The sequence below is a fragment of the Xanthomonas sp. A1809 genome (genome assembly GCF_017746015.1).
Lineage (GTDB): Bacteria > Pseudomonadota > Gammaproteobacteria > Xanthomonadales > Xanthomonadaceae > Xanthomonas > Xanthomonas euvesicatoria.
In genome coordinates, this window is the sequence record NZ_JAGHWZ010000004.1 from 309,072 (window position 1) to 321,638 (window position 12,567).

The following is a 12,567-nucleotide window of genomic DNA, read 5'->3' on the forward strand; positions in this document are numbered from 1 at the left end:
AAGAGCCGTGATCGTGCAGCCTCACACCAATGTGAGGGTCAAGCCGTGCGCGCAGCGTATGCTTGGCGCATGGCCGCTTGCTCTGAACCCTTGCTGCGCATTGGTGCGCTGGCGCAACAGACCGGCGCCAGCGTGCGTTCGATCCGTCATTACGATGCGCACGGGTTGCTGACATCCTCGCGCAGCGCCAACGGCTACCGGGTCTTTCCTCACGCATGCATTGCACAGGTGCGCCAGATACAGCGCCTGATTGCAACAGGTTTCAACCTGGATGAGATTGTCGGCTTTCCTGAGTGCATGCGCCTGGTGGAAGGCGCGCAGATGTGCCCGGAAACCGCGCCGGCGCATCGCGCGCGCCTGCAACTGATCGAGCGCCAGCTGGCCGATCTGGAGCGGCGGCGTGCGCATCTGTTGGCAACCTTGGCGCAGGCAGCCGGGGATGCAACGGCCGCCACGTCTTCAGCCGCGCAAGCCACACGGCGCCAGCGGGCGCGCTAGAAGCGTCGGGCGCGCTGCATCACTCGCCCCGCGCAGGATGCGGGGCAAACCGGCCATAGGGGCGTGCATCGTCGGCACGTTGGCGCAGCACGTATGCCGACGCAAGCGCCAGCATCAACAATGTCAGGCACATGCCGACCAACGCGGCCCAGCCGCCGTGTTGCCAGAACCAGCCGCCGAGCGCGCCGATCACGCTGGAGCCGGCGTAATACGCCAGCAGATACAGCGACGCGGCATGGCTGCGATGCGCACCACCGAGCCGGCTCACCCATGCGCTGGCGGCCGAATGCGCGATGAAGAACCCGATCGTCACCACCACGATGCCGGCCACCACCAACGCCAGCACGTGCGCCAGGGTCAGCGCCACGCCGAGCCCGCACAGCACGATGCCGATCGTGACCACTGGCCCGCGCCCGAACCGGTCCGATGCCGCACCGGCCACCGAGGAACTGACGATGCCGAACACATAGGCGCTGAAGATCATCCCGATCTGGCTCTGGCTCAAGCCGAATTCCGGCCCGCCCAGGCGAAAGCCGGCGTAGTTGTACAGGCACACAAACACACCCATCAACAGGAACGGCAGCGCGAACAGAAACGGCAGATTGCGATCGCGCAGGTGCCCGGCCCAGGCGCGCAGATGGAAGCGCAGGTTGATGCCGTGCCGGCGCACGAAATTGCGCGACGGCGGCAGCAGCCAGAAGAACGCCAGCGCGCACAGCAGGTCGAACACGCTCAACACCGCCAATGCGGTGCGCCAATCGGTGTGGTCGGTCAGCACGCTCATCACGATGCGCCCGCTCATGCCGCCAAAGGCATTGCCGGCCACGTACAGGCCGGTGGCCGCCCCCATCTTGCTGGCCGGCAATTCTTCGCCCAGGTACACCATCGCCACCGCCGGCACCCCGCCCAGCGCGATGCCGGACAAGGTACGCACCACCACCAGCGCGCCCCAGTGCGGCAGGAACGCAGCAATCAGATTGAGGCCTGCCGCCAATGCGATCGACACGAACATCAATCCGCGCCGGCCCAGGTTTTCCGACACTGCGCCAGCACCAAAAATCGCCAGCGCCAGCGCACCGGTCGCCAGCGACAACGGCAGAGAGGCGGTCGCTGGGTCCACCTTGAAGGCACGCGCAAATTCCGGCAGCAATGGCTGCACGCTGTAGAGCAGCGAAAAGGTCGCAAAGCCGGCCAGAAACAGCGCCAGGCGAATGCGCACCGCTGCAGGTGCGTCGGCGTCGGCGTCGGGGTCGGGGTCGGAACGGGTGGGTGGGTCAGGCGACAAACCCGGGCGATGATCGGAGGAAGACACGGCAGTGCACGTGTGACGTGGGAAGGGGAGTATTCGCCTGCCGCCACCCCCTGTCCAATATATGATGCTGGCAGTTGCCATATCTGGAACAGATGGATGGAGCTGCGTCACCTGCGCTATTTCCTTGCGGTTGCCGAAGAAGGCAATTTCACCCGCGCCGCCGCCCGCGTGGGCATTGGCCAACCGCCGCTCAGCCAGCAGATCCAGACCCTGGAACGCGAGCTGGGCACGCCGTTGTTTCGGCGCACCCACAGCGGCGCCGAGCTCACTCCGGCTGGCGAGGCGTTTGTGAGCGAGGTGCGGCGCGTGCTTGCCGATGTGGAACGCGCCGCCGAAACCGCACGCCGGGTGGCGCGTGGCGAATCCGGACGGTTGCGCCTGGGCTTCACCGCCTCTGCCGCCTTCAGCCCGGTGGTGCCGCGCCTGATTCGCGACTTCCGCCGCAAGTGGCCGCAGGTGGAGTTGCTGCTGGAAGAAACCAATACTGCCAGCCTGCTGGTCGGGCTGGCCGATGGCCGTCTGGATGCGGCGTTCGTGCGCTATGGGCTGAGCACGCCACCGGATCTGCAATTGCTGCGCTTTGCCGACGAGCCGATGAAGATCGCCGTCCCCGCCGCGCACCCCCTGGCCACGCGCAACAGCGCGCCGTTGGCGGCGCTGGCCGGGGAACCCTTCATCCTGTTTCCGCGCAGTTTCGGCTCGAGCCTGTACGACGAAATCCTCGCCGCCTGCCGCGACTCCGGCGTGACCTTGCGCATCACCCAGGAAGCGCCACAGATGTCGTCCATCATCAATCTGGTGGCCGCCGAGCTGGGCGTTTCGGTGGTGCCCGCCTCCACCGCGCAGCTGCAGCGGCCCGGCGTGCGCTATCTGGATATCGAAGGCCATATGCCGCTGGCGCGACTGGCCCTGGCCGCCGCGCCGGGTGGACTGGAAACCACACCGTTGGTGCGGCATTTGTGGGCGCTGGCCAAGTTGATCTAGCGCTGGCCACACGACCTACGATACAGCGACGTTCCTGCTTGATGCCGTTGGAACGATGTTGACCCTAGGCCCTGATCATTGCCGACCGCATACACCGACCGCGAGGGGCCGGCGCTCACTGCAGACATCGTTCGAGTAGCAACCCATCGTTTCCCAGATCATCGACGTCTGGGCAGTGCCAGGTTGTTACTCGCGCAGGGAACACCGAGGCAGACGTTGCGTGGCTGCGCTTTGGAAGACCAATCGCCGTCCTATGGAGACCATTGAGACTCTGCGGGCTCGCTCTTCAAAAGATGCCATCGCTGGCGCCACCGCGCATCCCAGCATCGCTTACCGCCTTCCGCCTGCTTGGTGAGTAACCATCCTGTAGGACATTGGCCAGCGCAGGCCGCAGATAATCAGAATAGCCCGAATCCTGACTTCGAAGCATCGCTTCAAGCGATATAGTGACACTATCGAAGTACGCGATGGCACCTCCACGGCAGCCGTCGTATTCGATGCCGGCACCATTGGCATCAATCCTCGTCAGTTCATTCAAGATGCCTTCCAAATCTTTTATATTTAAATCGATATCATTCAAGATATCCTTGTTTTCGCCTCGGCTTGAGAGCTCGTCTTTCAGCAGCTTCAGCCGGGCCAGGAAATCGTTCGCTTTTGCAAGATGCGATTCCAGTTTTTTTTGATTGCTGATTTTTTTCTCAAAATCCAGCAGTGTGCGTTCGATTCGGTGAAGGTGGCGCTCAGCGATATAGCTACCTTCACCGCCCATGCGCTCCAACGCCTGTTTGTCCCGGTCAATGATTCCCTTGAGAATATCGAGATTGAATGCTTGCCGGCCGCCAACACCTGTTCTCGCGCAGCGTTCCTGAAGACTCCGCCACTGGTCTTCCAGAATGATCGCGCGCTGTAGCATCGATTGGCGTTGCTCGGTCAACTTTTCCAACTTCGATTGGGGGCGCGACTGGGCGGTGGGTTGGCTCCTACTCCCGGAGGGTCTGCGGGCCGGTCGCTCCAGGGATGACAGCCACATATCGGCAATCTGGCGTCCTGCGCAACCCTCGACGGCAGTGTGCTCCTGCGGCCCAGCCGTCATATTTCCTGCATGCGGCATGGGGTTGCTGGTGGACACTTCGGCAGTGCCATGCTCCGGCAACGCGGGCGCCATGTTTGCAGAGGGTATGCGTAGGCAGTTTCCCATTTGTACATCTCCCATGCTTTTCTAAAGCATAGGCAATGATGCGCACGCCGCGTCCACGCCGATGGAAATCCCGCTTGCGTATGCGAAGGCCCGGCCTGCGAAGCAGCGAACTGTCGGGCAACTAACGAGTGGCTGTGAACATTGAAATTGATCGATGCCAGCAATTGCAGGCAAAACTCAGCCAGGTCAGCCCGCAGGCCGGCACTTACTCACCACCGGTTACGACGCGCAGAGTGAAACGCTTGACCTCAACTGCGCTTGAGGTCGTTCAATGCCGGTTTTCCAACGACATTGCCGCCATGCATCTGCGTCATCTGGTACTGCCCTGCCTGGACCCCGACCTGACCCTGCGCTTCTACCGCGATGTACTGCAGTTGCCCATCCATGGCAACGCGGTGCGCATCGGCTGGAGCACACTGGAATGCGTGCAGGCGCAGCGGCCGGTGGGCAGCGTGCATCTGGCCTTCAACGTAGCCCCGTCGCGCTTCCAAGCCGCTGCGCAGTGGATTGGCGCACGCGCCACCTTGCTGAGCGATGCACACGGTCGCGAGCATTTCGCCCTGGACGGCGTGTGGCAGTCGCACTCGGTGTACTTCGCCGGGCCCGATGGCGCAGTGCTGGAGTTGATCGCGCGCAATGCCTTGCAGGATGCACCGGTCGGTGAAGGCCAGTTCGGCGGCGAAGAACTGCTGTGCCTGAGCGAAATCGGCCTGCCTAGCAACAATGTCGAGGTGGTGACGCGCAGCCTGGCGCATCACTTCGGCCTGCAACCCTTCGCCCCGCCGCTGGAGGGCTTTGCGGCCTTGGGCGATGACCACGGCCTGTTGATCGTAGTCGACCAGCGCCGGCGGTGGTTTCCGCAACAACGGCAACTGCCCTGGGCCGACGGCCTGCGCATCAGCGTGGACGCGCCAGAACCCGGCCTGCGCCTGCGCGATGCGCAGGGGTGGGAATTGCTGGCCGCGTAAACTTCCGCGCACAGCAGCACTGCGCTCACCGCCGGCAGATACGGCCGGCTCGGTGCGGCACGCGTGCACTGCGGTAACAGCGCGCGATTGCAGCACGATTGCGAAATGCTGTCAGCCGCTCGTGGCGCTGGCAGGCTCCGGCAAGCGGAAGAACGCACGCGCCGCGGCCGTGCTGTTGGCGGCGGTCACCGCGACATCTTCGCCACGATCGCGCGCCAGCTCTTGGACGATGTGCGACAGGAACATCGGCTCGTTGCGGCGGTCCTTGGGCATCGGCTTTAGCGTGCGCGGCAGCAGGTACGGCGCATCGGTTTCGATCATCAACCGGTTGGCCGGAATGTTGCGCACCAGCTCGCGCAGGTGCGCACCGCGGCGCTCATCGCACAGCCATCCGGTGATGCCGATGTAGTAGTCGCGGTCCAGATACGCGAACAGTTCTTCGCGCGTGCCGGTGAAGCAGTGCACCACCGCCGCACCCAGGCGGCCTTCGAAGCTGCGCATGATGGCGATGAAATCCTCATGCGCATCGCGCTGGTGCAGGAACAGCGGCTTGCCGTTGTCGGCGGCCAACTGCAGCTGGCGTTCGAAGGCCTTGTGCTGCGCAGGGCGCGGCGCAAAATCGCGGAAGTAATCCAGCCCACACTCGCCCACTGCCACCACCTGCGGATGCGCCTGCAGGGTGCGCATTTCCGCTTCGCATTCGGCAGTGAATTCCACTGCGTGATGCGGATGCACGCCGGCGGTGGCGTAGAGAAATCCGGGGTGTTGCTGCGCCAGTTGCAGGGCCAGCGGCGAATGCTCGCGGCTGGCGCCGGTAATCACCAGCTGCGCCACCCCGGCATCGCGTGCGCGTTGCAGCACCGCATCGCGATCGCGATCGAACGCGTCATGGGTGAGGTTGGCGCCGATATCGATCAATTGCATGCTGCGGTATCGCCTGAAAGAACAGGGGGTGATTGTACTGGGTGAGGTTGCTCATCCGCCCTGCGGGCACCTGCTCCGGCAGGCGGGGGAAAGAACATCCGTAACGGGATCTGCATGCGGTCAGCGGTGCCTGCAGCCACGAGCCTGCACGAACGCACGGCCTTTCCCCTGCGGGAGAGGGGCAGGGATGAGGGCCGCCTGCGCGACACACTCACCCCACCGCCGGCACCGCCATCGCATCGATCTTTGCCGCCAGCGCCTGGATCGCCAGCTGCGCCGAGCGCGAGAGCTGCCGCTGCGGGGCCACGCACAGCGCCAGCGTCATCGGTTTGGTCAGGTGCTGACGAAACGGCACGAAGGCCAGGCGCCCGTCGGCCACGTCCGGGGCGGCGTCCAGCCACGACATCAGCCCCACGCCGGCGCCGGCACGCACCAGGCCGCGCAGGGTGCGCACGTCGTTGCAGTGGGTGAGCCGCTTCACATCGATGTGCTGGCGCTGGTACAGCACCTTGGCGTGCTCGCCGACGATCAGCGGCGCGGCCGGCAGCAATAGACGGTGCTCCAACGTCTCGCTCAGCTGCAGCTCGGTACGGGTACTCAACGGGTGCCCCACCGGCATCGCAATGCCGAGCGGAATGTCTGCAAATGCGCGCACCTCCAGGTCCACGCTGCTGACCGGGTCCAGCAGCAGGCCAATATCCACATCGGCCGAGGTCACCATTTCCATCACCCGCTGGTTGCGCGCGGTGGACAGGTTGAAGGTGATGCCCGGGTACTCCTGCACCAGCGCGGCCACCGCCGCGGGCACCACGCCTTCGCTGAGCGCGTCGATCATGGCGATCTCCACATGCCCCCGGCGCAGGCCCTTGAGCTCGTCGAAGCGCTCCAGGGTGCGTGCGTAGGCCTTCTCCCAGCCGCGCACGTCCACCAGCAACAGCTCGCCGGCGGCGGTGAGCCGCAACCGGCCGGGCAGGCGCTCGAACAGCTGGGCGCCCAGTTCTTCCTCGGCCTTGAGAATCTGCCGGTCGATCGCCGACGCCGACACGTGCAACACCTCGGAGGCCTTGCGGATGCTGCCGCAGCGGGCCACTTCGATGAAATACCGGGTAAAGCGCGAAAAGGTCAGCATGCGGCGGGGCTCGGTTGGCGTTGCATTTTTTGCAATGGCTTGGCGGAAAAACGATGTTTGATCACACACCCCCGGCTTCCTAGAGTCAATCCGGCACCGCTCCCGCCCCACGCCAGAGACCGCCCATGGATGTCGCCGTCCCCGCCCTGCCGCTGCACTGCACCTTCGAGGCCGCCGATTGGCAGCGCCTGGCCCGGCACTGGCATGCGGTGGCGCTGAGCAGCGAGGTGAGCGAAGCGCCGTTCAAGGCCACCCTGCTGGACGAGCCGCTGGTGTTGTACCGGCTGGGCAGCGAGTTGGTGGCCGCGCGCGACGTCTGCCCGCACCGCGGGGTGCCGCTGAGCATGGGCACGGCCGATGGCGGCGGCGTGGTGTGCGCCTATCACGGCCTGCGCTTCGGCGCGGGCGGGCGCTGCAACCATATCCCGGCCAGCCCCAGCCAGAACATCCCGGCCAGGATGCGTCTGCACACCTATGCGGTGGCCGAACGCTACGGGCTGATCTGGGTGTGCCTGGCCAAGCCGGCCGGGGTGAGCGATGCGGACATCCAGATTCCACCGATGCCGGGCTGGGACGAAGACGGCTTCCAGCAGATCGTCTGCCCGGCCTTCGACATCGGCGGCAGCGCCGCGCGGCAGCTGGAAGGCTTCATCGACGTGGCGCATTTCGCCTTCGTGCACACCGCCACGTTCGCACAGCCGGACAAGCGCGAAGTGCCGGCCTACACCACCACCGAAACGCCGACCGGCTTCAACGCCGATTACCTGAGCACCGTGGCCAACTATTCGGTGGACATGCCGCTGCCCGACGTGGCGCCGGACTTCCAGTGGCTACGCCACTTCGAAGTGCATCTGCCCTTCACCGCCACGCTCACCATCCACTTCCCGGTACCGGGCAAGCGGTTGGTGATCATGAATGCCGCCAGCCCGGTGTCCAAGCACGCCACCCGGCTGCTGGTGCCGATCGCGCGCAATTTCGACACCCATCTGCCGGTGGAAGACGTGCACGCCTTCAACCTGCGCGTGTTCGAAGAAGACCGCGCCATGGTGGAAGCGCAGCGGCCGGAGTATTTGCCGCTGGACCCGCTGCTGGAAGTGCACATTCCCGCCGATCGCAGTTCCATCGCCTATCGCCGCGGGCTGCGCAGCCAGGGCTATAGCGACTTCTTCCTGCGCTGACGGCCGAGGACACCCGCATGAGCCTGCATGAAGTGCGCGTTGCCGACGTCGTCGATCAGGGTCACCGCCAGCGCGCGATCCGGCTGGAACCGGTGGGCGCGCAATTGCCGGCCTTCGAGGCCGGCGCGCATGTCGACCTGCATCTGCCGGATGGCTTGGTTCGCCAGTATTCGATCGCCAGCGCGCCGCATGTGCGCGACCACTATCTGCTGTGCGTCAAGCTGGCAGACGCCTCGCGTGGCGGCTCACGGCATCTGTGCGAACAGCTCGCAACCGGCGACCGCCTGCGCATCTCCACACCGCGCAATCTGTTTCCGCTGCACCCCGGCGAGCGCCATGTGCTGCTGGCGGCCGGCATCGGCATCACCCCGCTGCTGTCGATGGCCCAAGCACTGGAAGCGCGCGGCGAGCCCTTCGTGCTGCACTACTACGCACGCCGGCATGCGGATGTGGCGTTTTCGCAGCGGCTGCAACAAGGCTTTACGCATGGGCAGGTGTACCTGCACCTGAGCGATGGCGGGCAGAGTCCACGCGTGCATGTGCCCGAGGAACTGCGCCAGGCAGGCGCGCGCGATCAGCTGTATCTGTGCGGGCCGGCGGCGTTCATGGACCACTTCACCGTGCTGGCAAAGGCGCATGGCTGGACGGCGGCACAGCTGCATCGCGAACACTTCGCCGCCGCGCCCAGCCTCGCCCACGATGCCGACAGCGCGTTCGAGGTGGAACTGGCTGCCAGCGGCCGCGTGGTGCAGGTGCCGGCCGATTGCAGCATCGCCAGCGCCCTGCGCGATGCGGGTATCGAGGTGCCGCTGTCGTGCGAACAAGGCATGTGCGGCGCCTGTCTGACCGGCGTGCTGGCTGGCACGCCAGATCACCGCGACAGCGTGCTCAGCGACGCCGAACGCGCCGCCAACCGGCAGATCACCGTGTGCTGTTCGCGCAGCCGCTCGCCACGGTTGGTGCTGGATCTTTGAGCTCGGTCGTCGCAGCGCCATTGCGGTTGTCAGTCACCTCACGCAGCCTGCCATCGCTTGTCCATCACGACGGCAGGCAACACAGCGCGCCATCGCCCACGGCACGTGCGCTGCCATGCGTGCAGCAGCGGCGCGGCATGCGCCGCAACGATGCGCGATGCCGCGTGACGCTTCCGCGCACCTGTGTGCAAACGCACCTGCAGCGCAATCCGTGCCCGATGCCCGTGGCAAGCGCAGCGCAACAGGGCAAGATGGGCCGCCCGCGTGCGGGCCCTGCCACGCACCCCGCCCCATATCGATGAGATCTCTGCCGATGTTCGTTTGTCCTGCCGTCAACCGGCTGTACGCCCCGAGCGCATGCTGATGCGCTGGCCCGGTTTTGCGCTTGCCGCCAACGGCAGCAGCGTGCGCACCGAACTGCTGGCCGGTGCCACCACCTTCCTGACGATGGCGTACATCGTCTTCGTCAATCCCGACATCCTGGCCACCACCGGCATGGATCACGGCGCGGTGTTCGTGGCCACCTGCCTGGCTGCAGCACTGGGTTCGCTGCTGATGGGCGTGCTGGCCAACTACCCCATCGGCGTGGCGCCCGGCATGGGCCTGAACGCATTCTTCGCCTTCAGCGTGGTCGGCACATTGGGCTACAGCTGGCAGCAGACCCTGGGGCTGGTGTTCGTTTCCGGCTGCCTCTTTCTGCTGCTCACCGTCACCGGCGCGCGGCGCTGGTTGGTGGATGGCATTCCGCCCACCTTGCGCAGCGCCATTGCGGCGGGCATTGGCTTGTTCCTGGCCCTGATCGGGCTGCAGAAGGCCGGGCTGGTGGTGGCGCATCCACAGACCTTGCTGACCTTGGGCGATCTGCACCGGCCCGAGCCGCTGCTTGCGCTGGCCGGGTTACTGCTGATCGGCGTGCTGGAAGTGCGCCGCGTGCGGGGTGCCATGTTGGGCATTCTTGCGGTGACCGGCGCGGCGCTGGCGTTGGGGCTGGTGCGCTACCAAGGCGTCCTGGCGCTGCCGCCAAGCCTGGCGCCCACCTTGCTGCAGCTGGATATCGTCGGCGCCTTGCACGGCCATGGCGGCGGCGGTGCGCTCGCTGCGGTGCTGCATGTGGTGCTGGTGTTCGTGCTGGTGGAAATGTTCGACGCCACCGGCACGCTGATGGGTGTGGCGCAACGCGCCGGCCTGCTGCACACGCCCGCGCAGCGCCGCCAGTTCGACCGCGCGCTGCTTGCCGACAGTACCGCCATCCTGGCCGGCTCGCTGCTCGGCACCTCCAGCACCACTGCCTATGTGGAAAGCGCCGCCGGCGTGCAGGTGGGCGGGCGCACCGGCCTCACCGCGCTGGTGGTTGCCGCCTTGTTCTTGCTTGCCCTGCTGTTCTCGCCGCTGGCCGCGATGGTGCCGGCCTACGCCACCGCACCCGCGCTGATCTACCTGGCCTCGGTGATGCTGCGCGAATGCACGCAGATCCAGTGGGACGATGTGGGCGACGCCTTGCCGGCCGCCATCTGCATGCTCGCCATGCCGCTGACCTATTCCATTGCGACGGGGCTTGCGTTCGGCTTCATCACCTATGCCGCGCTCAGGCTCGGCAGCGGCCGCTGGCGTGGGGTGCACCCGGCCACCTGGGCCATCGCGGGCTTGTTCGTGCTGCGCTATGCGCTGGAATGATGCGTGCCTCCACGTGTTCCAGGCCTGCTTGCCGGCGCGTACGTGGGTGGCTTCGGATCGCGCTGGTGGGCAAGCTATGGGGCCGCCGGCCGTCGCACGCCACCGTCTCTCCAAACGAGTCTCCTGCATGCCATTTGTTCGCCGCTGTCTGATCCTGAGCGTGTGGGCGTGCTTGCCCGTTGCCGTGCACGCACGGCCAACACCAGCACCTGCGCCTGCGCAACAACGCCAACTGCAGGTGGCGCAGTTGTTCCGTGAGGCGGCCGCGCAGCCGGCACAGCTACGCACCTGGCTGCAGGCCATGCCGAAAGGTGGCGACCTGCATAACCACCTCTCCGGTTCGGTGTATGCGGAAGACTATCTGCAGTGGGCCAGCGACGATGGCGCCTGCGTGCAACTGGACGACCTGAGCCTGCGCGCGCCGCCCTGCGGGGCCGGCCAGGAGCCGGCGGGCGGCCTGGCGACCCGCAATGCCGCGCTGTACGGGCGGATGGTGAATTCGCTGTCGATGCGCAACTTCCTGCCAGGCCCAACGCACCCCAGCGGCCACGATCAGTTCTTCAGCACCTTCGGCAAGTTCGATGCGGAGGTCCGCACCCGCGTTGCCGACACCGTCGCCGCAGTGCTGGAGCAGGCCGCACGCGACCGCGTGCCGTATGTGGAAATCATCGCCAACCCGCCGCAGATGGATCAGGCTGCCAAGCGCATGCAGTTACTGCCGTGGAAGGGCGAGGACGACGCAGCCAATCTGCGTGCGTTGCAGCCCGACCTGGCGCCGCTGGTGCAGGCCGCGCAACGCGATCTTGCCGACATCGACGCGCAGGTCCGGCGCGTACTGCGTTGCGACCAGGCCGATGCACGCCCCGGCTGCACGGTCGAGTACCGCTATGTTCCGTATGTGCTGCGCGTGCTGCCGCAGCCGATGGTGTTCGGGCAGATGGCGCTGGCGCATGCGCTGATCGCGGCCGGCGGCAGCCGCGCGGTGGCGCTGAACATCGTCGCGCCGGAAGACAATCCAGTGGCGCTGGCCGATTACGCGCGGCACATGGCGATGTTCCGCTTCTTCGCAACGCGTTATCCCGGTGTGCCGCTGTCGCTGCATGCCGGCGAGCTGGCGCTGGGGCTGGTGCCGCCGGCGCAGCTGCGCTCGCATATTCGGCAGGCGGTGGATGCCGGTGCACGCCGCATCGGTCATGGCGTGGACCTGCCCTACGAGGGCGATGCCGAAGCACTGCTGCAACGCATGCGACGCGAACAGGTTGCGGTGGAGATCAACCTCACCAGCAACGATGTGATCCTGGGCGTCAAGGGCATGGCGCATCCGCTGGCGCTGTATCTGCGTGCCGGCGTGCCGGTGGTGTTGTCCACCGACGATGCCGGCGTCTCGCGTGCGGACATGACCCACGAGTACCAACGCGCGATGCAGGAACAAGGCCTCGACTACCCCACGCTCAAACAGCTGGCCCGCAATGGCCTCACCTACAGCTTCCTGCCGGGCACCAGCCTGTGGGATGCCGACGGTAAAGTTGCGCAGGCCTGCGCCACGGCGTTGCAGCGCGAAACCGATGACGCTGCCTGTCGCGCATTCCGCCAGAGCAGCGAAAAGGCGCGGTTGCAATGGCAGCTGGAAACCGACCTGGCCCAGTACGAGCGCACGCTATTGCTGCAACACAGATAGCACCGACAACGACATGACATATGCAACGTAGGAGCGCGCCCGAGCACGAA

General features: G+C 65.9%; 11 protein-coding genes. 7 read left to right on the forward strand and 4 right to left on the reverse strand.

What is annotated here, in order from left to right; translation table 11 throughout:
- Positions 1-69: 69 nt before the first annotated feature.
- On the forward strand, positions 70-498 hold the full coding sequence (locus tag J7396_RS05250; RefSeq protein ID WP_008575614.1) for a MerR family transcriptional regulator: 429 nt from the start codon (positions 70-72) through the stop codon (positions 496-498).
- 19 nt (positions 499-517) lie between these two features.
- On the opposite strand, the gene J7396_RS05255 is transcribed toward J7396_RS05250, so the two are convergent.
- A complete protein-coding gene (locus J7396_RS05255) occupies positions 518-1,810 on the reverse strand; it encodes an MFS transporter (RefSeq protein ID WP_209261099.1) in 1,293 nt (430 codons plus the stop codon).
- Between the two features lie 96 nt (positions 1,811-1,906).
- Between J7396_RS05255 and J7396_RS05260 the strand changes: the two genes are divergently transcribed.
- A complete protein-coding gene (locus J7396_RS05260) occupies positions 1,907-2,794 on the forward strand; it encodes a LysR family transcriptional regulator (RefSeq protein ID WP_209261100.1) in 888 nt (295 codons plus the stop codon).
- Between the two features lie 286 nt (positions 2,795-3,080).
- On the opposite strand, the gene J7396_RS05265 is transcribed toward J7396_RS05260, so the two are convergent.
- Positions 3,081-3,959: a hypothetical protein gene (locus J7396_RS05265; RefSeq protein ID WP_209261101.1), complete on the reverse strand. Its 879-nt coding sequence runs from the start codon at positions 3,957-3,959 to the stop codon at positions 3,081-3,083.
- A gap of 332 nt (positions 3,960-4,291) precedes the next feature.
- Between J7396_RS05265 and J7396_RS05270 the strand changes: the two genes are divergently transcribed.
- Positions 4,292-4,960: a hypothetical protein gene (locus tag J7396_RS05270; RefSeq protein ID WP_071118473.1), complete on the forward strand. Its 669-nt coding sequence runs from the start codon at positions 4,292-4,294 to the stop codon at positions 4,958-4,960.
- Positions 4,961-5,071: 111 nt separating this feature from the next.
- On the opposite strand, the gene J7396_RS05275 is transcribed toward J7396_RS05270, so the two are convergent.
- Together J7396_RS05275 and J7396_RS05280 are read right to left on the reverse strand one after the other, a co-directional pair.
- On the reverse strand, positions 5,072-5,884 hold the full coding sequence (locus J7396_RS05275; RefSeq protein ID WP_031420743.1) for a TatD family hydrolase: 813 nt from the start codon (positions 5,882-5,884) through the stop codon (positions 5,072-5,074).
- A 211-nt stretch (positions 5,885-6,095) separates the two neighbouring features.
- Positions 6,096-7,013 carry a LysR family transcriptional regulator gene (locus J7396_RS05280; protein WP_008575625.1) on the reverse strand — a complete coding sequence of 306 codons (918 nt, stop codon included), beginning with the start codon at positions 7,011-7,013 and terminating at the stop codon, positions 6,096-6,098.
- Between the two features lie 125 nt (positions 7,014-7,138).
- Here J7396_RS05280 and J7396_RS05285 point away from each other — a divergent pair, with 125 nt between their 5' ends.
- The 4 genes from J7396_RS05285 (at position 7,139) to J7396_RS05300 (ending at position 12,517) form a co-directional block, all read left to right on the forward strand.
- The gene (locus tag J7396_RS05285) at positions 7,139-8,191 is read left to right on the forward strand and encodes an aromatic ring-hydroxylating dioxygenase subunit alpha (protein WP_011346019.1); all 1,053 of its coding nucleotides are present in this window, start codon (positions 7,139-7,141) and stop codon (positions 8,189-8,191) included.
- A 17-nt stretch (positions 8,192-8,208) separates the two neighbouring features.
- Complete coding sequence (locus tag J7396_RS05290; RefSeq protein WP_209261102.1) at positions 8,209-9,165, forward strand: PDR/VanB family oxidoreductase; 957 nt, start codon at positions 8,209-8,211, stop codon at positions 9,163-9,165.
- 363 nt (positions 9,166-9,528) lie between these two features.
- The gene (locus J7396_RS05295) at positions 9,529-10,839 is read left to right on the forward strand and encodes an NCS2 family permease (RefSeq protein ID WP_209261103.1); all 1,311 of its coding nucleotides are present in this window, start codon (positions 9,529-9,531) and stop codon (positions 10,837-10,839) included.
- A gap of 127 nt (positions 10,840-10,966) precedes the next feature.
- Complete coding sequence (locus J7396_RS05300) at positions 10,967-12,517, forward strand: adenosine deaminase (protein ID WP_209261104.1); 1,551 nt, start codon at positions 10,967-10,969, stop codon at positions 12,515-12,517.
- The last annotated feature ends 50 nt before the right edge of the window (positions 12,518-12,567 follow it).

Bases quoted from the DNA above. Each gene is read 5' to 3' on its own strand.
- J7396_RS05250 (WP_008575614.1), top strand. From the start codon at position 70: ATGGCCGCTTGCTCTGAACCCTTGCTGCGCATTGGTGCGCTGGCGCAA.
- J7396_RS05260 (WP_209261100.1), top strand. From the start codon at position 1,907: ATGGAGCTGCGTCACCTGCGCTATTTCCTTGCGGTTGCCGAAGAAGGC.
- J7396_RS05265 (WP_209261101.1), bottom strand. From the start codon at position 3,959: ATGGCGCCCGCGTTGCCGGAGCATGGCACTGCCGAAGTGTCCACCAGC.
- J7396_RS05270 (WP_071118473.1), top strand. From the start codon at position 4,292: ATGCATCTGCGTCATCTGGTACTGCCCTGCCTGGACCCCGACCTGACC.
- J7396_RS05275 (WP_031420743.1), bottom strand. From the start codon at position 5,884: ATGCAATTGATCGATATCGGCGCCAACCTCACCCATGACGCGTTCGAT.
- J7396_RS05280 (WP_008575625.1), bottom strand. From the start codon at position 7,013: ATGCTGACCTTTTCGCGCTTTACCCGGTATTTCATCGAAGTGGCCCGC.
- J7396_RS05285 (WP_011346019.1), top strand. From the start codon at position 7,139: ATGGATGTCGCCGTCCCCGCCCTGCCGCTGCACTGCACCTTCGAGGCC.
- J7396_RS05290 (WP_209261102.1), top strand. From the start codon at position 8,209: ATGAGCCTGCATGAAGTGCGCGTTGCCGACGTCGTCGATCAGGGTCAC.
- J7396_RS05295 (WP_209261103.1), top strand. From the start codon at position 9,529: ATGCGCTGGCCCGGTTTTGCGCTTGCCGCCAACGGCAGCAGCGTGCGC.
- J7396_RS05300 (WP_209261104.1), top strand. From the start codon at position 10,967: ATGCCATTTGTTCGCCGCTGTCTGATCCTGAGCGTGTGGGCGTGCTTG.